The 23,340-nt window shown below is 34.2% G+C and carries 18 protein-coding genes and 1 pseudogene; 6 read left to right on the top strand and 13 right to left on the bottom strand.

The genetic code is table 11. The annotated features are described in order from the left end of the window. Positions 1 to 59: 59 nt before the first annotated feature. Entirely contained in the window at positions 60 to 530 is a 471-nt protein-coding gene (locus tag J3D55_RS08965) for a hypothetical protein (RefSeq protein WP_259130483.1), read from the top strand. 9 nt (positions 531 to 539) lie between these two features. Here J3D55_RS08965 and J3D55_RS08960 read toward each other — a convergent pair whose 3' ends face one another. The 7 genes from J3D55_RS08960 to J3D55_RS08935 all read right to left on the bottom strand — a co-directional run bounded on the left by J3D55_RS08960 (position 540) and on the right by J3D55_RS08935 (position 8,674). Then, entirely contained in the window at positions 540 to 1,436 is an 897-nt protein-coding gene (locus J3D55_RS08960; RefSeq protein WP_259130482.1) for an AEC family transporter, read from the bottom strand. A 66-nt stretch (positions 1,437 to 1,502) separates the two neighbouring features. Next, positions 1,503 to 2,405: a glycoside hydrolase family 2 protein gene (locus tag J3D55_RS22310; RefSeq protein ID WP_310466877.1), complete on the bottom strand. Its 903-nt coding sequence runs from the start codon at positions 2,403 to 2,405 to the stop codon at positions 1,503 to 1,505. 28 nt (positions 2,406 to 2,433) lie between these two features. Beyond that, positions 2,434 to 3,987, bottom strand: a complete 1,554-nt coding sequence (locus J3D55_RS22305; protein ID WP_310466876.1) for a glycoside hydrolase family 2 protein — start codon at positions 3,985 to 3,987, stop codon at positions 2,434 to 2,436. Then, positions 3,988 to 4,365: a GxxExxY protein gene (locus tag J3D55_RS08950; protein ID WP_259130481.1), complete on the bottom strand. Its 378-nt coding sequence runs from the start codon at positions 4,363 to 4,365 to the stop codon at positions 3,988 to 3,990. It abuts the gene before it with no gap. A 204-nt stretch (positions 4,366 to 4,569) separates the two neighbouring features. Then, positions 4,570 to 5,232: a copper homeostasis protein CutC gene (locus J3D55_RS08945; protein ID WP_259130480.1), complete on the bottom strand. Its 663-nt coding sequence runs from the start codon at positions 5,230 to 5,232 to the stop codon at positions 4,570 to 4,572. A 124-nt stretch (positions 5,233 to 5,356) separates the two neighbouring features. Further along, on the bottom strand, positions 5,357 to 6,355 hold the full coding sequence (locus J3D55_RS08940; protein WP_259130479.1) for an isoaspartyl peptidase/L-asparaginase family protein: 999 nt from the start codon (positions 6,353 to 6,355) through the stop codon (positions 5,357 to 5,359). A gap of 48 nt (positions 6,356 to 6,403) precedes the next feature. After that, the gene (locus tag J3D55_RS08935; protein ID WP_259130478.1) at positions 6,404 to 8,674 is read right to left on the bottom strand and encodes a glycoside hydrolase family 20 protein; all 2,271 of its coding nucleotides are present in this window, start codon (positions 8,672 to 8,674) and stop codon (positions 6,404 to 6,406) included. 105 nt (positions 8,675 to 8,779) lie between these two features. Here J3D55_RS08935 and J3D55_RS08930 point away from each other — a divergent pair, with 105 nt between their 5' ends. Continuing rightward, the gene (locus J3D55_RS08930) at positions 8,780 to 9,589 is read left to right on the top strand and encodes a DUF4197 domain-containing protein (protein ID WP_259130476.1); all 810 of its coding nucleotides are present in this window, start codon (positions 8,780 to 8,782) and stop codon (positions 9,587 to 9,589) included. An 82-nt stretch (positions 9,590 to 9,671) separates the two neighbouring features. Here the strand turns inward: J3D55_RS08930 and J3D55_RS08925 are convergent, their stop codons facing one another. Further along, positions 9,672 to 10,325 (bottom strand): CoA transferase subunit B, encoded by a 654-nt coding sequence (locus J3D55_RS08925; protein WP_259130475.1) that lies wholly within the window; start codon positions 10,323 to 10,325, stop codon positions 9,672 to 9,674. A gap of 275 nt (positions 10,326 to 10,600) precedes the next feature. Here J3D55_RS08925 and J3D55_RS08920 point away from each other — a divergent pair, with 275 nt between their 5' ends. Then, positions 10,601 to 12,406: an ABC transporter ATP-binding protein gene (locus tag J3D55_RS08920; RefSeq protein WP_259130474.1), complete on the top strand. Its 1,806-nt coding sequence runs from the start codon at positions 10,601 to 10,603 to the stop codon at positions 12,404 to 12,406. A gap of 191 nt (positions 12,407 to 12,597) precedes the next feature. Here the strand turns inward: J3D55_RS08920 and J3D55_RS08915 are convergent, their stop codons facing one another. Then, positions 12,598 to 13,299, bottom strand: a complete 702-nt coding sequence (locus J3D55_RS08915; RefSeq protein WP_259130473.1) for a CoA transferase subunit A — start codon at positions 13,297 to 13,299, stop codon at positions 12,598 to 12,600. 185 nt (positions 13,300 to 13,484) lie between these two features. On the opposite strand from J3D55_RS08915, the gene J3D55_RS08910 reads away from it, so the two are divergent. Then, entirely contained in the window at positions 13,485 to 13,976 is a 492-nt protein-coding gene (locus J3D55_RS08910) for a DoxX family protein (protein ID WP_259130472.1), read from the top strand. Between the two features lie 249 nt (positions 13,977 to 14,225). After that, a complete protein-coding gene (locus tag J3D55_RS08905) occupies positions 14,226 to 14,603 on the top strand; it encodes a DoxX family protein (RefSeq protein ID WP_259130471.1) in 378 nt (125 codons plus the stop codon). A 139-nt stretch (positions 14,604 to 14,742) separates the two neighbouring features. Here the strand turns inward: J3D55_RS08905 and J3D55_RS08900 are convergent, their stop codons facing one another. Beyond that, a complete protein-coding gene (locus J3D55_RS08900; RefSeq protein ID WP_259130470.1) occupies positions 14,743 to 17,481 on the bottom strand; it encodes a fibronectin type III domain-containing protein in 2,739 nt (912 codons plus the stop codon). A 289-nt stretch (positions 17,482 to 17,770) separates the two neighbouring features. On the opposite strand from J3D55_RS08900, the gene rplS reads away from it, so the two are divergent. After that, on the top strand, positions 17,771 to 18,127 hold the full coding sequence (rplS, locus tag J3D55_RS08895; protein ID WP_047398112.1) for a 50S ribosomal protein L19: 357 nt from the start codon (positions 17,771 to 17,773) through the stop codon (positions 18,125 to 18,127). A gap of 336 nt (positions 18,128 to 18,463) precedes the next feature. Here the strand turns inward: rplS and J3D55_RS08890 are convergent. The 3 genes and pseudogenes from J3D55_RS08890 to J3D55_RS08880 all read right to left on the bottom strand — a co-directional run bounded on the left by J3D55_RS08890 (position 18,464) and on the right by J3D55_RS08880 (position 23,270). Next, a pseudogene (locus J3D55_RS08890) lies at positions 18,464 to 19,460 on the bottom strand (alpha/beta fold hydrolase). 74 nt (positions 19,461 to 19,534) lie between these two features. Beyond that, the gene (locus J3D55_RS08885) at positions 19,535 to 20,515 is read right to left on the bottom strand and encodes an EamA family transporter (protein ID WP_259130467.1); all 981 of its coding nucleotides are present in this window, start codon (positions 20,513 to 20,515) and stop codon (positions 19,535 to 19,537) included. A gap of 133 nt (positions 20,516 to 20,648) precedes the next feature. After that, on the bottom strand, positions 20,649 to 23,270 hold the full coding sequence (locus tag J3D55_RS08880) for a T9SS-dependent M36 family metallopeptidase (protein ID WP_259130465.1): 2,622 nt from the start codon (positions 23,268 to 23,270) through the stop codon (positions 20,649 to 20,651). Positions 23,271 to 23,340 lie beyond the last annotated feature (70 nt).

The following is a 23,340-nucleotide window of genomic DNA, read 5'->3' as shown; positions in this document are numbered from 1 at the left end:
TATTTTCTATTTTTATCGTTCTTATGTCAACTTGATTTTTCAATTTAATACAACTAACCATGAAAAAAATCTTTGCATTATTATCTTTATTTCTTATCATTATTGTTCAAGCTCAGGAAAAAATCTCTTTAAACAAGGGAGAAATTACGATTCCTATTGGTGAAAAAATCTTACTTAAACCACAATTCAAAAATGATAAAATCATCAACTTTGAAATAGTCAAAGAAGAAAATATAACAGAAAAAATAGATCTTTTTGATATGATGAAAAATTTCAAAAAAGACGATATTAAAGATAACAGTATTGAATTTACATTTTCTGAAGCTAAAATGATGACTTCTTCTGTTTATGCCTTACTTACAATTCAAAAAACAGGAAAGAACATGAAATTTAAAGCCAAAATAAGATTAAAAGGAGACACTCAATATCATCCAACTTCCATTTTGCCATCTGCAAGTAATTCTTCGCATGTAGAGCAATGGCAGGACAATATAGATTCTATTATTCTTTATGATTTTGAGTTAAATTAAAATATAAATTCAATAATTTGATACCAAAATGCGGAAGTAAAAAGTCCAATGATGATGCTGAATCCGATGGTTAAATTCGTGAGTTTTGTGTTTAATCGAAATTGTTCGGCTATGATGCTTGAAGTAAGAAACTGTCGGCATTGCAGATTCGAAAATGGTAATTTTGGCGATGTTTCCTTTTATTCCTAATAAAAATGCAAGTCCTAATGTTATTGCGGGAGCGAGAATCAGTTTATACAACATCGAAACGGACATTTGAGGAATGAGTTTTTTCCAGCCATTGAATTTCAGTTGCAATCCGACTGAAAATAAAGCCAATGGACTTACTGTTGCAGCGAGTTTATCGAAAAATGGTTCTGCTAAAGTGAAGTCTATAAATTGAGATAAAACCAAAGCGGCGATACACCCAACAAGCGGCGGAAAAGTGATGAGTCTTTTTAAAATAAATGTTGCACTTATTTTTCCTGATTTACTTCCGCCTTTTAAAGCGGCGATAATTCCTAATGTTGAAAGGGAGAAAAACATTGTTTGATCACAAATGATGGCGATACTTAAAAGACTTTCACCATAAAAAGCCAAAATCAGCGGAAACCCGATGAATGAAGTGTTGCTGTAACCACTTACCAACTCCAATGTACTTCTCGAACGCCTTGAATATCCTTTGCTTTTGCTGTAAAACATCATGAAGAAAAAGCAGAAAACCGACGTCAAAAAAGTAGCGACAATCGGGAAAAGCATTTCTGTCGTCCAATGAACTTTCGGTAGATATTTGAACGAAACCGCCGGAAGTGCCAAATAAAGAATCCAGGTATTGATGCCTTTGTGCGCATCGGGATGGATCGATTTTGTTGCCTTGAAAACCATTCCTGCGATAATACACACTGCGATCAGAACAAAATTTACCATAATTCTTGAAAAGTATTTTGCAAATTTAAGGTTCTTTTTTTAGAAAAACCTTCAAGGTTTAATGTGCTAATTCATCGTATCCCACAAACTCATCGTCTCAACCTTTTCCAAAGGTTTTGAAAGTGTGATTCTTTTTGAATTTTTTGGAAGCAAATCAAAAAAGTTATCACTGAAATGCGTATTTCCCATTAAATAAACATCTTTTGCCAAGACATCGGTTGAAATTTCGATTTCTGTAGAAGAGATTTTCTTAATTTTGAGATTGGGTTTTGTGAGTTTTAAATCTTTTGGTTTTGTGAAGAAATAAATACTTTCTGCGATGATTTTCTCATTCCTATCTTTTAAACTTAATTTCAAAAAGACCTTATTTTTATTTGAATCTTGAATTAAATTTTCAATTTCAATCGGATCAAATTGTACAATTCCTTTTAGAATTTTCCCGTCCGGAACAGTTGAAATTTCATTCAGTATTTCGCCGTTAAATTTCACAACTTTCATTTCAACATAAACATCATCAAACTTTTTCAAATCATCATTAATTGCATAAAAATTTAAAATCCCATCTTTTTCTTCTGTCAAAATAACTTGATTTTGAAAGCTTCTTTTAATCTGATAATGCAACGCTTTCCAGTTTCCTAAATAATCAATTGAAGACCATGAAATAACCGGCCAACAATCATTTAACTGCCAGTACAACGTTCCCATATTGTAAGGTTTTGCACGACGATGCGCTTCAATCGCAATCTGTATTCCGCGAGCCTGAAGCAACTGCGAAACATAATTGTATTTCACAAAATCGGTCGGAACGGCATAATCGCGATTCATATATCCATCAATAATATGAAAACCACGGGCGTTTTTTTCGTGAGCTTTTATCGCTGGATTTTCTAAACTTAAATCCGGTTTCTCCGAAAACATAGATTTTACAGCTTCCAGACTCGGCATTCCCTGAAAACCATATTCAGACATGAATCTTCCTACTTTTTCGTTATAAATTTCAAATGGAAATTCGCCCCACCAAACTCCCCAATAATGAGAATCTCCTTCCGTTAAACTTTCTTGGTGACCCCATCCGATTGACGGTGAAACTCGGCCAGTAAGTCGATTTATCTTTCGCCGCAACTTCATCGATTGCGTTGGGAATAACTTCATGAAAAACCTTCTTATAATCTTTCCAAACCTGCAGAGAATCTTCTTTTGAATAATTAAATTGCTTCTGATACCCCCAATTGACAATCGCTTCATCAATTTCGTTATTTCCGCACCACAAAGCAATCGACGGATGATTTTGAAGTCGGTTGACCTGATTTTTCACCTCTTCTTTTACGTTGTTTAAAAACTTCTCATCGGACGGATAAAAACTTCCGGCAAACATAAAATCCTGCCAAACCAAAATTCCGTTTTCATCGCAGGTTTTGTAGAATTCATCGTCTTCGTAAATTCCGCCACCCCAAACACGAATCATATTCATGTTCGCTTCTTTGGAATCTTTGATGAGTTTCTGATATTTTTCTTTCGTAATTCTTGGTGTAAAACTGTCAGAAGGAATCCAGTTTGTTCCTTTTACATACATCGGATTTCCGTTGACTTTAAAGTAGAAAGACTTTCCTTTTGCGTCTTTTTCCTGAATTAATTCGATTGTTCTTAAACCAATTCTTTCTATTTTATCAGCTAAAATATTTGACTCTTTTTGCAGAGAAATTTTAATATCATATAAATTCGGATCGCCCCATCCATTCGGCTGCCAAAGTTTTGGATTGTTAATTATAAAAGGAATTTGAATTGTATTTTTTCCTTTTTTTAATTGAATATTTTCTTTTTTGTTGTTGATTGAAATAGAATATTTCCCTTCAATTTGAGCAAAAATTTCAGTTTGAATATTTAATTCTGCTTTTTGTTTTGTTACACTATTTTGCTCGATTTTAATATTTTGGATTTTCGCACTATTCCAAAAATTTAGCTTTACATCTTTCCAAATTCCGGCAGTAACCAGTCTCGGTCCCCAATCCCATCCGAATTGATACTGCGCTTTTCTCACAAAACTTCTCGGAGATTCAGGCATTGTAAAAGGAACTTTTTTTGCTAATTCTTTTCCGACATTTACCGAAGATTTGAATTTAATTTGCAACAAATTATCTCCAATTTTCAAATTTTGCTTAACCGGAATTTCCCATTTCCTGAACATATTATCTGTTTTTCTCAACAGTTTTCCATTCAGATAAATTTCCGAAAACGTATCTAATCCATTAAAAACCAAATCGATATTTTGATTTTCCAATTCCTTCGCTGAAATTGTAAATGAAGTCTGATAATCCCAATCTTCATTTTCTATCCATTGAACTTTCTTTTCGTTTTCATCTTTGTAAGGATCGGGAATAATTTTGTTATTCATCAAATCCAAATGAACAGTTCCCGGCACCGTGGCGGTGAGCCAATTTTTATCTTTGGAGTTTTTGAATTTCCAATTTTCAGAAGATAAATTTCGCTCCGAAAATTGTGCAAAAATCAGAGTTTGGATGAAAAGGAAAGCAAAAAGGATCATTTTGTTCATCTATAAGTTATTTACAATTCTGTGAATTCCGTCTTTGATAAGTGGTGTATTAAAATTAATGAGAAGTCCAAGCTTTAGGTTTGTCAATTTTAAATAAGTCAATAGTTGAGAATGAAAAATTGGGTGAACATCCAATGTTGACTTTATTTCAATTACAACTTTATTTTCAACAAGCAAATCAATCTTGTAAGCATTTTCAATATTCACCTCTTTATATTTTAAGGGTAGATATAACTGTTGTTTTACATTAAATCCTGATTTTTTCAACTCATATGCCAAAGCTTGTTCATATGCATTTTCTAATAAACCTACTCCTAAATTTCTGTGAACTTCTAAGGCTGATCCTATAATTTTATAGGATAATTCGTTTTCTGTCATTTGTGTTTGTGTTTTATTTCTGTTTTTTAACGCAAAGTTTGATTCTATTAATCTCATACTTTAAGGAGCAAAGAGGAATCAATAAATTGATTTTGATTAAGCGTAAGTTCCATTCAAGCTTAATAAGCGACTTTGTCGCAATTCTTTGCTCCTTAAAAATATGCAGTTTTTATATTAAAAACTTTGCGTCTAAAATTTTCAATATCATTTATTCTTCAAAGCAACAACCTCATCCGCAATAGCAAAAGTACCGCCATCAGTAATCGCAGAAGAATGAAAATATTCAGCTTTTGTAAATTCTCTGAGCTCCTGAATATTTGTAGATCGAAGTCCGCCTCCAACAAGAATTTCTATTCTTCCGTCGGACAATTCAACCAGTTTTTTAAGGTTTTCCTTGCCTTCTGAAACATTGGGTTTCTGACCTGAAGTAAGAATGGTTTTAAAACCACATTCAATGACTTTTTCTAAAGAATTTTCCAGATCTTTCGCTCTGTCAAAAGCGCGGTGAAAAGTACATTGATAAGGCTTTGCCAATTCAACCAACGCTTTATTTTGTTCAATATTCACTTCTTCATTTTCATCTAAAATTCCGAAAACAAAACCGTCAACATTTAAAGATTTTAATTGAATTAATTCAGATTTCATTTGCTCAAATTCGGCATCAGAATACGTAAAATCACCACCTCGTGGACGAATCATCACAAAAATCGGAATGTCTATTTTTTCTCTTAATTGTTTTGCTGTTTCGAAGTCTGGAGTTGTTCCGCCTTCGCTTAATCCGTCGCATAATTCTATTCTGTCGGCTCCGTTTTCAAAAGCGATGATTGCGGATTCAGGATTGAAGCAGGCTATTTCTATTTTTGACATTTTAATTAAAATTTTTAACCTAAAATTTTAGTTTTGGCTAAAGCCAATTGATTGTTTAAAATTTTGAAAACGGGCTTCCTTCGATAAGCTCAGGATGACATGCCCGTTCCTATTGATGTTGAAATTAAGGTTTCAAAGCAAACTCTGGCGTTTCCAAACGGTTTCCTTTTTGATCATAAACCGCAAAATTAAATCCGTCTTGAATACAATACGAACCATATTCTCCCTTTTTATTCAACGCGATGAAGCCAACCTGAATGTCTTTTAAATTCTTATTTCTTTTCTTGGTAATCTGCACGATTCTTTCAACTGCTTCTTTACAAGCCTGTTGAGGGTTTCTACCTTGTCGCATTAATTCGACCACAAGATGAGTTCCAACCGTTCTGATTACTTCTTCACCGTGACCCGTTGCCGTGGCTGCACCTACCTCATTATCAACGAATAAACCCGCTCCAATAATCGGTGAATCTCCTACTCTTCCGTGCATTTTGAAAGCCATTCCACTGGTCGTACAAGCTCCGGAAAGATTTCCTTGTGCATCCAATGCGATCATTCCGATGGTGTCGTGATTTTCAATGTTTACGATGGGTTGATATTTACTGTCTTTCAGCCACTCTTTCCATTCTTTTTCGGATTCGGCAGTTAAGATATTTTCTTTTTTAAAACCTTGAGAAATGGCAAATTGCAAAGCTCCATCACCCACCAACATAACGTGCGGCGTTTTTTCCATTACCGCTCTCGCAACAGAAATCGGATTTTTGATATTTTCTAAAGCCGCAACCGAACCGATATTATAATTTTCATCCATAATACAGGCATCCAACGTCACTCTACCGTCTCTGTCGGGACGACCACCGTAACCAACACTTCTTTCAGTCGGGTCATTTTCTACTAAACGAACACCCTTTTCAACGGCATCCAAAGCTTTTCCTCCTTTTCCTAAAATCGTCCAGGCTTCTTCGTTGGCTTTTAAACCGAAATTCCAGGTGGAAAGAACGATGGGTTTATTAACAATTTTATTGGGGGTTTCAGGCAGATCTTTAGCAATTAAATCCAATGGATTCAACAATAATGCTGAAGAAGCCAATGCTGTATTTTTTAGAAATTTTCTTCTTGAGTTCATATTTTTTAGGTATAAGGTTCTAGGAATTATGGTGTAGATAAAGGTTGTTTAATTTGCTCCGATTTCATCAACGAAAAGCCAAGCTTTTGAATCTGCTCCCGGATTTCCAGCCGGAATAATTCCTGCGTTTTCTATTTTTATTTTAATATATTTTGAATTTTGACTTCCTACATTTAATTTAATTTTCCCATTTGAATTTTGAATTTCATCTTTTCCGATTTCTTTGATCATTTTGAAATCTGTGTTATCATCAGAAACAAAAATCTGTGCAGATTTTGCCCTGTGAATCCAGCTTCCTTTATTTTCCAACGTGTTAAAATAGACTTCTGAAAATTGAGTTTTAGTTCCAAAATCAATTGTTGCGATAACATCTTTTCCCTGAAAACCAAGCCACGTTTTGCCCAATTGTTTTACGTTCCCAACAATTCCGTCAACTAAAGTGAAAGCTCCGCCAAAAGAATAATTTTCACTCGGTTGCTGTTCTAATGTAATAGTTTTTCCAGTAGTTTTTGACGTTGTAAATTGTTGAGAAGAAACGGCACTTTTTAATTGTCCGTTTTCAAAATAAGCTGATTTTATCGTCATTGATTTTGAAACCGGAATCGGATTTTGATAGGTTTGAGAATCAGCATTTGGCTCTGTTTCGTCTAAAGTATATCGAATTCCGTTTGGATTCTGTGAAGTTGAAAGCTCGTAAGAAACTCCGTTATTATTGGGAATTACCTTTCCGGAAACGTTGTAAATGCTTTTTGCATAATTCACATTCATTTTATCCAACACTTTGAACTGATTGATGACTCTTTCTTCAAATTCTTTATAATTTTTAGGATCAGAAGTTCCCCAACCCACTTCGGAAAGAGCAAATAATCTTGGGAAAATCATGTATTGAACCTGTTTAAAATCAAGAATATATTCTGTCCATAAATTCGCCTGAACTCCTAAAATATATTTTGCTTGTTCAGCATTCAGTTCGGAAGGAATCGGATTGTAAGAATACACTTTATCCAAAGGCGTAAAACCGCCAAAAGCATTGGGTTCAGTTGCAGGATCTCCCTGATAATGATCGAAATAGCAATAAGAACCGGGAGTCATTACGGCAAAATGTTTTGATTTTGCGGCTTCAATTCCCCCATTTACACCTGTCCAGCTCATTACGGCTGCATTTGGCGCTAATCCGCCTTCTAAAATCTCGTCCCAACCGATGATTTTTCTTCCTTTAGAATTTACATATTTTTCAATTCGGTGGATGAAATAACTTTGCAATCCATGTTCATCTTTCAAATTATTTTTCTTGATTAATTCTTGACAATGAGCGCATTCCTTCCATCTTGTTTTCGGACATTCATCACCACCGATGTGAATATATTGCGATGGAAAAAGCGCCATCACTTCATCTAAAACATTTTCTAAAAACGTAAAAGTTTCATCTTTCGGACAAAAAACATCATCGAAAACGCCCCATTTTGTAGCAGGTTCGAAAGGTCCTTTTGTACAAGCCAATTCTGGATAAGCTGTTAAAGCAGCCAATGCGTGACCGGGCATTTCGATTTCCGGAACTACCGTGATATGGCGATCTTGAGCGTATTTTACAACTTCTTTTATTTGTTCTTGTGTGTAAAAATAGGGTCCGTAAGGTTTTCCGTCGAAGATATTGTCAACATAAGCTCCGATCATCGATTCTTTACGTTTTGCACCAACTTCTGTCAGCTTCGGGTATTTTTTAATTTCAATTCTCCAACCCTGATCGTCTGTTAAATGCCAATGAAAAGTATTCAATTTATACATTGCAAGATAATCGATATATTGTTTTACTTCATCAACGGTGAAAAAATGACGACAAACATCTAGGTGCATTCCTCGCCAAGCGAATTTTGGAGAATCCTGGATTTCGAGAGCGGGAATTTTTCCGTCCTTTGAAGTTTTTATTAATTGTAGAAGAGTTTGGATGCCTTGAAAAAGACCTTCGGAGTTTTTTCCAATAACCACAATCATTTCATCGCTAATATTTAAAATGTAATTGGAATTAAACTCTCGTTTAGTATCAATTTTTAAATCTTTATTTAATAGTAGAGAAATAAAATTTGGTTTTATCTTATTTATGTTTTTAGATAAATCATTTGGATAGATTTTCTTAAAATTGTCAATAAAATATTTGTATTCATTAGATTTTTTGTCTCCAACAAAAAGTGTATTCTTATTTATCTCAAAATTCCCTATTTTTAATTCAACTTTTTGCGGATAAGGAATTAAATTCAGCTTGGTTTGTGTGCAAAAAAATGCTGAAATTAATAACGAAAATACCAGTAAGAAACGCTTCATTTTATTAGTTTAAGATTTAGGCGAATATACTTATTTTCTGAAAATTTTATTGAATGATTTAACTTATTCAACAACAAAACATCTAATTTTGTAGAAAAATAGACGATGAGAAAAACAATTTTATTAGTTGGTGGATTATTATTTTCAATTTCCACACAGGCACAAATTTTAGATGTCATAAAATCTACGGTAAAGGATAAAACAGGAATCGACCTTAATAATCCTAAAACCACAACCAATACAACAACTTCTACCACCACTCCAAAAACATCAACGACAACTTCTCCTATCAATCTTGGAAGTCTTACTTCGACACAGATTTCTTCAGGTTTAAAAGAAGCATTAAGTCTAGGTGTAACCGAAGGTGTGAAAAAACTGGGTGTAACCGACGGTTTCCTGAAAAATGAAGCGGTAAAAATCTTAATGCCGGAAAAATTAAAGAAAATCGACACTACTTTACGTTCAGTTGGTTTAGGAAGTTTGGCCGATCAAGGAGTTAAATTATTAAACAGAGCCGCGGAAGATGCCGTAACGGAAGCTGCTCCGATCTTTACAAAAGCGATTACTTCCATGACGATTACGGATGCTAAAAATATTTTGTTAGGAACTGATAATGCGGCAACAAGTTATTTACAGGGGAAAACTCAGAGTCAGTTGTTTACTGCTTTTCAACCAAAAGTAAAGGCTTCTTTAGGAAAAGTAGGCGCCGATACATTATGGAAAAGTATTATTTCAAAATATAATACATTGACAGGACAAGCTGTAACAACCGATCTTAACGAATATGTGACGAATGAAACCATCAACGGGGTTTTCAAAATGGTTGCAGATAAAGAAAGCGGAATCCGAAATTCTCCTGCGATGAGAACGACGAGTATTTTGCAGAAGGTTTTTGGGGCACAAGACGGGAAGTAAATTTCTTTTGTCTTGAAACATTTCCTATGCCGATTAAATTACGCATAAAAAAACCTTGTCGATGACAAGGTTTTTGTTTTATTTAAAACTGCATTTCAGGAATCTCTCCGTCAATAATCAGATCTGCTTCTGTAGATTTTATAATATGTTCTACTGAAACTCCCGGAGCTCTTTCAACAAGCTTGAAACCAGCCGGAGTTATGTCTAAAACTGCTAATTCGGTTACTACTCTTTTCACACAGTTTACACCCGTTAAAGGAAGTGTACATTTTTTTAAGATTTTGCTTTCTCCCGCTTTATTTACGTGCATCATTGCCACGATAATATTTTCTGCAGAAGCTACCAAATCCATGGCGCCACCCATTCCTTTTACCATTTTTCCTGGGATTTTCCAGTTGGCGATGTCTCCGTTTTCTGAAACTTCCATTGCTCCAAGAATCGTAAGATCTACTTTCTGACCTCTGATCATCCCGAAACTGAAAGCAGAATCGAAGAATGAACCCCCTTCTAAAATCGTGATCGTCTGTTTTCCTGCATTGATGATGTCTGCATCTTCTTCGCCTTCGAAAGGGAAAGGCCCCATTCCCAACACTCCGTTTTCACTCTGAAATTCTACGGAAATCCCTTCTGGAACGTAGTTAGCGACCAAAGTAGGAATACCTATTCCAAGGTTTACGTAGTAACGGTCTTTCAGTTCTTTTGAAATTCTTTTAGCAATTTGTTCTTTTGTGAGCATATTAAAAACTTAGCCTGCAATTTAAATATTTTCACTTGAATACAAAAGGTCTTTGTTATTCAAAATTACTTTGAATATTTGCTTTTAATTATAATGCTGTTTTAGCAAAGTCTTCAGAAAATATCCTTGTCAAGGTTTAAAACCTTGACAAGGATAATAATATTATTTTTAACACAAAGATTTCTTCAATTCTAAAGAATTACAGATCATCATAAAAATTATTAACACTGTTAGTCAAAATAATATTGTTAATTTTGCACCATTATTTATTAGAAATGAAAGTATTATTAAAATATCTTAAACCTTACAAATTACTGATTGCCTTTTCTTTATTTCTGGCAACCATTAATCAGGTTTTTTCTTTATTTGCTCCGGCAATTACCGGTAATATCCTCGATAAACTGGTTACGCATCCCAATTTTTTTGATAAAGAAAAACTGTTACCCAGAAATATTGACCAATATTTATACGGAGAAGGAATTTATCATGGCGTATTTTATTTTTTAGCATTATTAATCGGAACAGCGATGATAAGCCGAATTGCGAAAGCCTTTCAGGATTATGTAGTAAGCGTTATCACTCAAAAGTTTGGTGCGAAAATATTTACAGACGGTTTAAGACATTCCATGGCGTTGCCTTATCAGGAATTTGAAGACCAAAGAAGTGGTGAAACTTTATCTATTTTAACGAAAGTAAGAGAAGATACCGTAAAATTTATCACCAATTTTATTAATATTTTCTTCGGAATTTTGGTGAGCATTATTTTCGTTTCCGTGTACGCGATTCGTTTGCATTGGTCGATTATGCCTGTTTATATTTGCGGAATTTTCCTGATTGCATTTATTACTAATTTATTGAGTAAAAGAATCAAAGGCATTCAAAAAAATATCGTTTCAGAAACTACGGCTTTGGCTGGAAGTACCACGGAAAGTTTAAGAAATATTGAAATCGTTAAAAGTTTAGGATTAACCAATCAGGAAGTGATCCGTTTGAACAATAACACGTACAAAATTCTTGGACTTGAACTTAGAAAAGTAAAAAGTATCCGTTCTTTAAGTTTTATTCAGGGAACGATGGTGAATTTTCTTCAGCAGATGATCACGATGACTTTGCTGTTGTTAATTTTTAAAAACATCGTGACTCCGGGACAATATTTATCGCTGATGTTTTATGGATTCTTTATTTTCGGACCGATGCAGGAAATCGGGAATATCATCATTTCTTACCGTGAAGCAGAAGCTTCTCTTTTTAATTTTGATAATTTAATGAAAAAAAATGTGGAAGAAAAACCGCTTCATCCCAAACAAATCGGTGCGATTGAAGAACTGGAATTCAAACATGTTTCTTTTAAACATCAATCTGCTCAATATAAAGCATTAAATAATATCTCTTTTGATGTTAAAAACGGCGAAACCATCGCTTTTGTCGGACCAAGTGGTTCCGGGAAAAGTACGTTGGTAAAATTACTCGTTGGATTGTACAGACCGCAGGAAGGAAATATTTTTTACAATTCTATCAACGGAAAAGAATTTGATTTTGATGAACTGAGAAATCAAATCGGTTTTGTAACCCAAGACACGCAGCTTTTTGCAGGAACCATCAAAGAAAACCTTCTTTTTGTAAATCCTGATGCGACAGAAGTTGATCTAGAAATTGCTTTGCAGAAATCAAGTTGTACCGCGTTGTTGGAAAGAGCCGAAAAAGGCATCGAAACCGTAATCGGTGAAGGCGGACTGAAATTAAGTGGTGGTGAAAAACAAAGAATTGCCATTGCAAGAGCGCTTTTAAGAAAGCCTCATTTATTGATTTTTGATGAAGCCACTTCTGCTTTGGACAGTATTACGGAAGAAGAAATTACATCTACGATAAAAGATATTTCCAAAGAAAAAGAGCAGATTACGGTTCTTATTGCGCACCGTTTAAGTACGATTATGCATGCAGACAGAATTTATGTTTTGGAACGCGGACAAGTCATTGAAATGGGATCTCACGATAATTTGATTGCCGAAAAAGGGTTGTATTACGCCATGTGGAGACAGCAAATCGGGGAAAGAAAAATGCTTATTTCACCGGAATCATAACAACATAAATAAAGCGCTGAAAATATTTCAGCGCTTTTGTTTTATTTTTTAATTGAAAAAGGTTTAACACTTTAGTTTTTGAAAATCTTTGATTTTCTTCTTATGTGATCTTAATTATTTTCAAAGTTTTTAAATTTTCTTAAGTGTTCTAATATGTTAAAAAGCTTTTGATATTCCCGATCAAAAAAGAATTATTCTTTCGTTCTAACCGTTCTTTGTTCAATTCTTTTCTCAAATTTCTCACCCTGAAAAATTCTTTGAATCATAATTCCCGGAATGTGAATTTCGTTTGGATCTAATTCTCCCGGTGCTACCAATTCTTCCACTTCTGCGATGGTAATTTTTGCCGCTCCCGCCATCGGATGATTGAAATTTCTTGCCGATCCTTTGAAAATAAGATTTCCTGCGTGATCGCCTTTCCAAGCTTTAACGATAGAAAATTCTGCTTTGTAAGCGTGTTCCAGAATATGCGGTTTTCCGTCGAAATCTTTTACTTCTTTACCTTCCGCAACTTCAGTTCCGAAACCTGCAGGCGTGTAAAAAGCAGGAATTCCCGCCTGTGCAGCTCTGCATTTTTCTGCCAAAGTTCCCTGTGGAGTAAGCTCAACTTCCAATTCTCCGGAAAGCATCTGTCTTTCGAACTCGGCATTTTCTCCGACATAAGAAGAGATCATCTTCTTGATTTGTCTTTTATGAAGCAATAATCCCAACCCGAAATCATCAACTCCTGCGTTGTTTGAAATACAAGTCAAATCCTTTACATCACTCTCTACCAAAGCATTAATTGAGTTTTCAGGAATTCCGCAAAGTCCGAATCCGCCCAACATCAACGTCATCCCATCATTAATTCCTTCGATGGCTTCCTTTGCATTTTTTACTCTTTTATCTATCATGAAATATTCGATTTTTCTGTTGGCTAAATTTAATAATTTTTCTCATATATCCGAAGTTCAGAATTTTTTTGAATCTTACGCAAACTTTTTATATTTTTGGGAACAATAAATACATTATGTTAAATATTTCACATAATAAAAATAACATATTGTAAAAATAATTATCCCTCATAATTACTGTACAAATGAAACAAGAAAATTTCAACAAAATTGGAGACATCTTTTATGTGCTCTGCAGATTGAGTATCGGTTTATTTTTCTTTATAACCGGATTCAACAAACTGTTCCATCCTGTTTTTCAAGGTTATATGTTAAAAACCATTACTGACCTTGGATTTTTAAATCCGCAACTGACCGCCAATTTCGTTGCTGCTAATGAAATGATTTGGGGACTGTTTTTAATAATAGGACTTTTCACAAGACTTAGTTCTTTTGCTTTGATTGTTGTCATGCTGATTGCGCTTATTACTAAAGACATCCACTCTATTCCCGCAGAATTGATTCCTATTGATCCGAAAGTCGGGAAAAAGCCAATGGAAATGTATATTTGGTTAACGTATTTCTTTTATTTGCCACAGGTTTTATACATTATGTTATTAGGAATGTTTTCGTTATACGGCTATAAAACTTTTGGAATTGATCGATTTTTAAAGAAAAAGGTTAATCCTTATCGATAAATATTTTTAACCTTTTATTTTGACAATTGGAAATCGCAAAGGCGCAATATAAAATTTATAACAATGTTTTTAAGGCGCAAAGATTTTATCTACGATAAAATTTCTACTGTTTACTAGTAAAATACTGCTGAAAATCTTTTATCACATTAACTCTCCCTTTTGCATAAGGTATATTTCCATGGAAAAAACAATTTATAGTGGTCTGATTTTGGTTTAATTATCATCAACATCACCACAAAATTTATTATTATGGAAACGAAAGACATCTCAAGAATTGCTCTCGGTGCATTTCTTATTACAGCAGGAATTGGTCATTTAACTTTTGCGAGAAAAGAATTTCAGGCGCAGGTTCCGGAATGGGTTCCTTTGAAAAAAGATGATACCGTTGTATATTCGGGAATTGCTGAAATAGTATTGGGAACGGTTGTCATCGCAACTCCCAAAAAGTACAGAAAAACAATGGGGCAAGTTGTAGCCGGGTTTTTCGCAGCGGTACTTCCCGGAAATATTGCTCAATATAAAAACAGAAGAGATTCTTTTGGATTAAATACAGATAATCAAAGATTGGCAAGACTTTTTATGCAAGCTCCTTTGATTGCTTGGGCGTTGAAATCAACTGATGATTAACCTGAAACTGACATGATATAAAAATCGGGGAAAGTTTTAATTTTCCCCGATTTTATTACCTAATTATATTTAATTGGACTTTATCCAATCCTCTTTTAAATCGTCCTTTCAGGACTCTTCTTTAATATGAATTTAAATTTTACTGAATAATCAATTTTATAGTAAATAATTTTCTTGTGTGAACTTTCACGAAATACACCCCTTTCGGAAGATTTTCGTTAACCATAGAAAAACGTTGATTATTGATGTTTTTAGATTCATACAATAGATCTCCGTTGGCTGAAAGCAGTTCGATTTTTTCAATCGGATAATCACTTTTTATGAACGTCGGTTCACCCGGTTTTGTTGGATTTGGATATAAAACGACATTCTTTTCTGTGCTTTTCACTTCTCCTGTTCCTAAAGTGGCTCCTGTAACCTGAAACTGAACTCTATTTGAAACCTCGGTGTAAGAATCGTTTGTAAACATTACCATATAATAATTCCCCGGAGTCGCAGGAACTGCTGTTCCCTGAATTGTTTTCGTGCCTTGAGTCACTCCGTCGAAATACGTATAAGAAACAAAATTATCATCCGGAATGGTAACACTTTGAGGATAAATTCCCAACCAGTCTTTAATAATTCCCGGAGAATCCGTCCAAGAAGCCGTAATATTTTCACCTAAAGTATAGACCGGTTTGTTCGTCCAAAGTTCCGTAACAATGTCTCCGACTTTAAAGAAAACCTTTTCTCCAACCGTTGTATAACCGTCTTCCAAGAAATACTGAGCATAATAATACCCTTTCGCAAGACCTGTAAAATTAAGCGTTCCTGCAGGTGTCGTCACATAACTCCATTGTGTGGAGTTTACATTTCCGGGAGTGTGACCCATTTTGTAAATACCGATCCAGTCTTTTACTAAATTAGGTCCGTTACTGAAATTTACCGTCACCGTTCCGCCAACAGGATAAGTATCTGCAGTGGTTGATAATACAACTTTTGGTCCTACATAGAAATTTTTTCTTGCTGTAATTTCCGTGTAGCCATTGTTCGCGAAAAATCCTGCAAAATATTGACCTTTATTAGCAATACCATTAGGAAAATTGGCTGTTCCTGCCGTTTGTCCGTTGGTATACACATACGCTTGAGAAGCGATGGAAGCAGGATTCTGACCTTTTTTATAAATTCCTACCCAATCCTGATTGTTTCCGGGACCATCTGTGAAAGTCGCTGTAATCGGTTCGTTTTGGGTATATTCTGTTTTATTTAAGGTAAAAGTAGGATTTGAAACTACACTTCCTGTTACCGTAAATTGTTTAACATCGCTCCAATCGCTCCATTCTAAATTTCTGTCTCTGTAACGAACTTTAACGTAATAATTTCCGTTTGTAATTGAATTTGAGGCAATAGTAGCTTTTGTAATATCTACATTCGCATTCTGGTTTTTGGTATAATCCGGAGTTCCTGTTCCTTCTTTTCCGAACCAGTCTTCAAAGTCTCTGTAAAATTCCTTTTCAATAACAGAAAAATCGGCAGCTTTACTGATTAAAAACTGTGTTGTATTTAATAACTCTCCGTTTGTACTTGAAAATGTACTTCCATTTAATGTTAAAGGTAAAGTAACGGGAGCCGGAAAAGTATTTGAGATAGATGGTTTCGCAGGTTTCGGCTGATTTTTATAACGGTGGAAACTATCAACCAATTCGTTATATTTTCTGTGATGAACTCCTCCGATTGAGTAACATTCTACATCAACTTTTCCTGTATTAACGTCGACTTCAACAATTTGATACGTCCAATCGGTCAATGTTTTCTGAACATCATCAAAATCTTGTTCCGTAGACATTCCCCAATATTGATCCCAAGCCGTTCCACCGGAAATAATCTGATAATTCGGGCTTTCCTTCAACTGACCTCTGTGATACAAGTGGTGATGCGCTCCAACGTGCATTAAATATTTATTGGAAGTCGTTAAAAGCGGAACTGCATTATTTCTTACCCAAGTCGAAATATCTCCGACATATTGCTCCGCCTGATAAGGTCTGTGACTTAAAGAAATGATCCAATCTACCGTAGAGTCATTGTTTGCTTCATTTAAAATCTGCTGAAGCCAAGTCATTTGAGCAGCTCCTGTATGTTCGGAGCTTAAGCTTATAAACAAAACGTTTCCAGCTTGTTGAGCGTAATAATTTTCATTTCCTGAAGAGATGTTTTTATATTTAATTTCATCAATATAGAAATGAGCGTAGTAAGAATTCATTCCCAATGTTCCGTACGTTTCGTGGTTTCCAACCGTGGTTTGGATAGGAAGATAAGGTGATAATTGAATATTCTTTTTAAAATGAACATTTTCATAATGATCCAAAGTTCCTACATCTACCTGATCTCCAACCATAAACGTCAAAGCAACGTTATCGGAAGGATCTGAAGTCGCTCCAAATTTTTCTTTTAATTTTTTATAGGCATTTAACGTTAAAGTATCATATCTCGGTTCAGCCTTAATTTGGTTGTCTCCCATGATCAGAAAACGGATTTTTCCATTTGCCGTAACAGGTTGTCCCGGCAAAGGAAGCGTCCTGAAATTATAAACTGCAGATTCGCTCGCGCCTGTTTTTATCTTATAATAATACTTTGTATTGGGCTGTAAATTGGCGATTTTTGCCGTGTGATAATAATAGTTGTTATTATATCCTGTATCTGAAAAAATGTTGGTCGTTCCTGTAAAAGTAACGTTCAAATTGGTCGGAGTTGTTCCGTAGATAACGGTTGTTTCGTTATTCGAAGATGTTTTCCAGTTGACAATCATCGAACTCGGTGTCGGATTTTGCAAATAGGGAAATAAAGCCTGCCCAAATGCCATCTGGACGACGAAAAAGAAAAAAAATACGTAATGTTTCATTGTAGTTCGTTTAAGTGTGTGTATGTTTTAAATTGTGTGTCAATCATTTAAAAAGCATTGATTCAAGCTTTTACCATCGTGCAAAAGTAGAGTTCCTATATAAACTCAGTCTGATGGGAACTTAAAGGAACTGTTAATTTTTAAGCAAAATTTCATCGAAATATTTATACTTTTTAATGATTAATTATTTGGAATATTTAAAAACTATTTCTTATATTTGCAACCTGTTATTCAACCTCTGACGAAGTGCGTGTAAGTTGCTTAGCCTTAACATTTTATTTTATTAAAAATGGATTTATTAAAGTACGTACAAGACAAGTACATTACAAAAAAAGAATTCCCTGAATTCAAAGCGGGTGATACAATCACTGTTTATTACGAAATTAAGGAAGGTCAAAAAACAAGAACTCAGTTCTTCAAAGGAACAGTTATCCAATTAAGAGGTACTGGTTCTACAAAAACTTTCACTATCAGAAAAATGTCTGGTGATGTAGGTGTAGAAAGAGTTTTCCCTATCAACATGCCTGCTCTTCAAAAAATTGAGCTTGACAGAAAAGGTAAAGTTAGAAGATCTAGAATCTATTACTTCAGAGATCTTAGAGGTAAGAAAGCTAGAATTAAAGATGCTTCTTACAAGAAGAAATAATTCAGACAACAATACATACGAAAAGAGACTGCTAATTTTAGCGGTCTCTTTTTATTTCGGGGTTTTTACTCTTATTATCATTAACAATTCATCATTAATAATTTTTTCAGGAGCTATTTCCTGCTTTCCGTTGCAATCTTTTTTTTCAAAAAAGGATTTTCACTGCAATCAGGGCTAGGATTTTTGTCGGTGTTTCAACATTTTGAAATAACCACAAAGTTCGCCATTCCAAAGAAATCTAAACAAGGATTTTCCCAATCCGATCTCTGATAAATATTGTGTACAACAATATATATTCTCAATTCTATAAACTTCCAGCATCCAGCTTCCACCTTCCTACTTTATAAAATCATACAAGGCATTCCAAAATTTATCATACACTTCAATATGCGGAAGATGTCCTACATTTTCAATTTCAACTAACTTTGAACCTGAAATCTGCTGTTGCGTTTTTTTTCCTAATTCCTGATATTGCCCCATTTTTGACTGAAGTTCTTTTGGAGCTCTGTCCTTTCCTATCGCAGTTTCTGTCTCTCGTTCCGATAATTAACAATGTCGGCGTTTTAATATTTTTAAACTCATAACAAACCGGTTGATTGTAGATCATATCCGATGTTAAAGCTGCATCCCAAGCTACTTTCGGATAATCAGGATGCAAAGTCCAGCCTGCAATTAAATCTAACCAAGGTTGATATTCTGCTTTCCATTTGTTATCATAATAAAATTTAAGTTGATAATTTTTATAAGATTCTGCGGTATTTTTTAATTCCGATTGATACGCCTGATCGATTGTTTGATAAGAAGCAAAAGTTTTATAATCTTCCAGTCCAATCGGGTTTTCCAGAATTAATTTTTCGACTTTTTCAGGATATAATAATGTAAATCTCGTCGCAACCATTCCTCCCATTGAATGACCTAAAACTATAGTTTTATCTATTTTTAATTCATCCAAAATGGCTTTCGTATTTTCCGCCAATTGTGAAAATGAAAACTGATAACTTTGAGGCTTTGAAGATTTCCCAAACCCAATCTGATCCGGAATAATCACTCTGAATCCTTTATCTGAAAGATCTTTTGCCGTTTTTTCCCAATATGCTCCATTAAAATTTTTACCATGAAGAAGCATGATTACTTTTCCGTTTGAGGCTTTTGGTTTTACGTCCATATACGCCATTTTCAAATCGTTATTTTGAGATTTAAAATTGAGAAAATGAACCTCGTAAGGATATTGATAATTGGTAAGTTCTGCATCCAAAGGTTTCACCTGACCAAACGTAAAATTTGACGCAATTGAAAACATTAAAACTGTAACAGCATTTTTAAAATTCTTCATAAAATTTTATTTAGTATTAAAAATAAAAAAACCGCTTCAAAAGAAACGGTTTCTATGTATTAATTATAATTTTTTTAAGATATTTCTACTGATTTGTAGTTTTTCTGCGATGGTAAATTCATTAAAACAATAGCGAAAAGAATTAAAACAATTCCCAACCATTGAACGGCAATCACTTCTTCGCCCAATAAAACGAAAGCCATCGTCACGGAAACCGGAAGTTCCAAAGACGAAACGATACTTCCTAATCCTAAACCTGCATTCGGAAAACCAATATTAAATAAAATCGGCGGAATCACTGTTCCAAACAACGCCAAAACAAAACCATATTTCCACAAAATTGAATATCGGAAAGAGTGAATATGTTCTGTATTATCAGTAAAATTTAGATAAATTGACTTTAAACCACCAAAGTGAAGCGGACCAATCTGAGCAAAAAATAAGAATACAAAAATAACAATTGAACCGCCACAAAGCATGATAATACTTTTCCTGAAAACGGGTAAATGTGTCGCTAAAGTGTTGGATGTAAACATTGTTAAAGTATAGGAAGCCGCAGCCAATAGTCCCCAGAAAATCCCTTTAAAGTCTAGCTGAATTTCTGTATTGATTAAATTTGTTGCTAAAACTGTTCCGATTAAAACGATAACTACAGAGATTATTTTTCTTGCATTGGGTAATTTTTTTGTCAAAAAACTTTCTACCACAACACTAAACCAAACCGACTGCATCAATAATACAATGGCAATCGAAACATTAATATACTGAACCGAAATATAATAAAAAAGACTCGTACAGCCAAGCGAAGTTCCCGCTATCATTAGATTTCTGACTTCTTTTGCAGTGGGTGAAGGCAACGTCTTTTTTGAAGTAATCGTCTGAATAAAATTCAAAATTAAAAGACCTAGCAACCCCAAAATAAATTGAGAGGTCGTCACTTCTGAAGTTGTATAACCTTCCTGATAAGCGAGTTTAACAAAAGTCGCCAACATACCATATATACTTGCCCCGATTCCTACAAATAAAACTCCTTTTAGTATATTTTTCTTCTCCATAATTCATTTTTTGAACAGCCCGCAAAGTTACAACTTATTAATTAAAATAATCGGGAAGCCTAAAATGATAGATAAATAAAATCGGCGCAAGCTTTGCTTACGCCGATTTATAAAATATAAGTAATTATTTAAATTATTTTTTAACGATAACTTTAGATGCGGCATCGATACCGATACCTTTTACTTTCACCATATAAGTTCCGTTGATTAATCTATCTGTAGAAATTGATTTCTTAGCATCAGGAGAAATTTTATCTTCTGAAGATACTAATTTTCCAGACATATCGTAAATCTCAACACTTACTTTTCCTAACGTATTGCTTGGGAAATTAATGAAGAATTCGTTCTTAGCAGGGTTTGGATAAATTGAAATGTTATTTTTAACAGCTTTTACTTCATCCGTTGCCAGTACACAATCTGCAGGTACTGTAAGATCCTGAACCTGATCATTGATATTCGTTTTAGATCCAGCAGAAGCATTTACTCCCAACCCTCTTTTTGCAAAAGTTCTCCAGATCATACATCTGTCAGCACCTCCTGTAGTTGCTAATTCTGCTTGTAAAATTGCATTTCTACCATCTACAAACGTTGGACTACAAGCCTGAAGTTTTAATGCGTCTGTTACCAATTGTAATACTCTTGAGCTACCGTTTGTTGTATTTGAAGTTACATCAGAAGCATAACCATATTTAGCAACATACTGCCAATGAAGATCCCATAACATGGTTGCCCACACAAAACCGATTGAGTGAACATCAGGAACCATAGTAGAACCGTTTAAGAATTCCATTCCGTTTGTATCACCATAAGTAAAGTCATTAATTGTAAAATCTGGTGAATATTTTGCAGGTCTGATACCATCCCCAGAAATACCTTCTCCTGATACATAAGTACCCATACCTCTAGCTACAGAGGCATTATCACCCGCTTTATTGGTAAGCATTAACGCAAAGAAATCGGACCATCCTTCTCCCATTTGCTCTTTACTTTGAGTATATTGTAAACAAGTATATCCATTTCCTGTTAATCTATTAGAAATCCCATGACCATATTCATGAATCATAACTCCATTATCAAAACTACCGTCTTGTTTTGTGCTATAGCTCATTGAAACATTTACAGGAACATTATTTGCTAATTGAGTCTTAATATATTCCCCTTCAGCATTATCTATCAGCTCAGACATGATATAAATGTTCAAATTAGTTCCTCCCATATTTCCTGGAGCAGCAGAACTAACAGCATTATATATAATTGCTCCAGTCGCTCCAGCATTTTGCATGTTTTCAACTTTTGTAACAAAATCACAAGTTCCTCTTTCTGCTAAACCGATAAAACCTGTTAAAGATCCTGCAGGAAGAGCTGTACAAGCGTCTAGAACTGGTGATAATTTTACCTGTCCTGTAACCGGTACACCTGTTATCTGTTGACCAAATTGAGCAGTAAAAGTAACCGGAGTTCTAGTTGTAGCTGAAGCTGGTGCATTATAAAATAATTTTTGAGCATCATTTACCCATAAATACATTTGCATTCTCCCACTACCACCATCTTGCGGTGTTGCAAAATTTGCATTGTTATAGTTTTGCACAGTAGCAGTTACAGCAGTACCTCCACCATCTTGTGCTTCAGCATTTACAAAATCATTTCCTGCACCTCCTAAATTAAAATTATTTTTCTGAAAGTTTCTTGCTACAGGAGTGAAACCAAACTTGTAAAAAATATCATGCACCATATTATTTGCATAAAATAAGTTTGTAATTGATGCATCTTGATTAGTTAAAGCAAGTGCTCCTGCAGTATATGGAAAATTGAAATTTCTTGAAGCACCTCCTTCTGCAGTTACTCCTGAAAAAGAATCGAAATCATCTAAGTCCTGATAAGCAAAAACATTATTACCTTGAGCATTTGTGTAATGATTCGTCCCATCAGAATGCCATCCTTCAGGTGAAGCGGTAAGATTCCAAGGGTTTGTAATTACAGCTCTTGATCCAAATGTTGGAGCTTCTATCGGAAAAGGAAATACATTATATGATGCATTATCCGGAGAAAGTAATAAACTTGTTTTAACGTTTTCTTGTTGATAATTTTCTTTTCCTAATGGGAATATCGCTAAACTATTTTCATCAGAATGTCCAAATGGATGCTCAACAAAATTACAACTAAGGTTAAGGTTATTTTTCTCAACAATTTCTCCAGTAGTTGCATTCACTAAAATATTCCAATAATTTGGTGTTTTCTTTTCAGGAAAAGTAAATTCATAACACAAAACAAGATTTTGATCTTTTTTCACATATACCAATTGCTGTTTGGCAAATAGCATATTTTTTGTGTCTGCATCATGAAAATTCAAGATTGTAATTTTACTAGGATCTTCAATATTTGTTCCTTTCGAAGCAAATCCAAAAGCAGCTTCTTTTGTAATTGAAGGAACATTTGCATCAACATTCTGATAATCCTTTTCAAAAGTATCATTATAGAATACTACCTGATTGTTTTTTATCAAAACTGAACCTAAAGATCCATAAACAGGAATACCTTTATACAATTGTTGTATTTTCACAACATCTCCATTCATACTTTCAGAATGGTCACTCACATCAATACTAAAATTAGTAAGATCAGCTTTTTTATATTCTCTAATTTTATTTTGAGATATATAATCTTTAATTAACTTCTCGTTATTTTGAGAAAATAAACTTGAAGATGAGAAAACTGCTAAAGCAGCAAACATAAGGGGTAGAGTTCTCTTTTTCATATTGATTAATAAAGGTGCTAATTTACAAATATTATTCAATCAAAAACTTTTTTTAAAATATATTTTAAAA

This window comes from Chryseobacterium ginsenosidimutans (genome assembly GCF_024807225.1).
GTDB classification, from domain to species: Bacteria; Bacteroidota; Bacteroidia; order Flavobacteriales; family Weeksellaceae; genus Chryseobacterium; species Chryseobacterium ginsenosidimutans.
Note: the sequence above shows the minus strand (reverse complement) of the source record. Positions and strands in the feature narration are given on the sequence as shown.

What these genes read in the sequence shown, in the direction of transcription:
- J3D55_RS08920 (WP_259130474.1), top strand. Translation starts at nt 10,601, where the DNA reads ATGAAAGTATTATTAAAATATCTTAAACCTTACAAATTACTGATTGCC.
- J3D55_RS08885 (WP_259130467.1), bottom strand. Translation starts at nt 20,515, where the DNA reads ATGGAGAAGAAAAATATACTAAAAGGAGTTTTATTTGTAGGAATCGGG.
- J3D55_RS08900 (WP_259130470.1), bottom strand. Translation starts at nt 17,481, where the DNA reads ATGAAACATTACGTATTTTTTTTCTTTTTCGTCGTCCAGATGGCATTT.
- J3D55_RS08925 (WP_259130475.1), bottom strand. Translation starts at nt 10,325, where the DNA reads ATGCTCACAAAAGAACAAATTGCTAAAAGAATTTCAAAAGAACTGAAA.
- J3D55_RS08950 (WP_259130481.1), bottom strand. Translation starts at nt 4,365, where the DNA reads ATGACAGAAAACGAATTATCCTATAAAATTATAGGATCAGCCTTAGAA.
- J3D55_RS22305 (WP_310466876.1), bottom strand. Translation starts at nt 3,987, where the DNA reads ATGAACAAAATGATCCTTTTTGCTTTCCTTTTCATCCAAACTCTGATT.
- J3D55_RS08915 (WP_259130473.1), bottom strand. Translation starts at nt 13,299, where the DNA reads ATGATAGATAAAAGAGTAAAAAATGCAAAGGAAGCCATCGAAGGAATT.
- J3D55_RS08960 (WP_259130482.1), bottom strand. Translation starts at nt 1,436, where the DNA reads ATGGTAAATTTTGTTCTGATCGCAGTGTGTATTATCGCAGGAATGGTT.
- J3D55_RS08905 (WP_259130471.1), top strand. Translation starts at nt 14,226, where the DNA reads ATGGAAACGAAAGACATCTCAAGAATTGCTCTCGGTGCATTTCTTATT.
- J3D55_RS22310 (WP_310466877.1), bottom strand. Translation starts at nt 2,405, where the DNA reads ATGTCTGAATATGGTTTTCAGGGAATGCCGAGTCTGGAAGCTGTAAAA.
- J3D55_RS08930 (WP_259130476.1), top strand. Translation starts at nt 8,780, where the DNA reads ATGAGAAAAACAATTTTATTAGTTGGTGGATTATTATTTTCAATTTCC.
- J3D55_RS08910 (WP_259130472.1), top strand. Translation starts at nt 13,485, where the DNA reads ATGAAACAAGAAAATTTCAACAAAATTGGAGACATCTTTTATGTGCTC.
- rplS (WP_047398112.1), top strand. Translation starts at nt 17,771, where the DNA reads ATGGATTTATTAAAGTACGTACAAGACAAGTACATTACAAAAAAAGAA.
- J3D55_RS08940 (WP_259130479.1), bottom strand. Translation starts at nt 6,355, where the DNA reads ATGAACTCAAGAAGAAAATTTCTAAAAAATACAGCATTGGCTTCTTCA.
- J3D55_RS08935 (WP_259130478.1), bottom strand. Translation starts at nt 8,674, where the DNA reads ATGAAGCGTTTCTTACTGGTATTTTCGTTATTAATTTCAGCATTTTTT.
- J3D55_RS08945 (WP_259130480.1), bottom strand. Translation starts at nt 5,232, where the DNA reads ATGTCAAAAATAGAAATAGCCTGCTTCAATCCTGAATCCGCAATCATC.
- J3D55_RS08880 (WP_259130465.1), bottom strand. Translation starts at nt 23,270, where the DNA reads ATGAAAAAGAGAACTCTACCCCTTATGTTTGCTGCTTTAGCAGTTTTC.
- J3D55_RS08965 (WP_259130483.1), top strand. Translation starts at nt 60, where the DNA reads ATGAAAAAAATCTTTGCATTATTATCTTTATTTCTTATCATTATTGTT.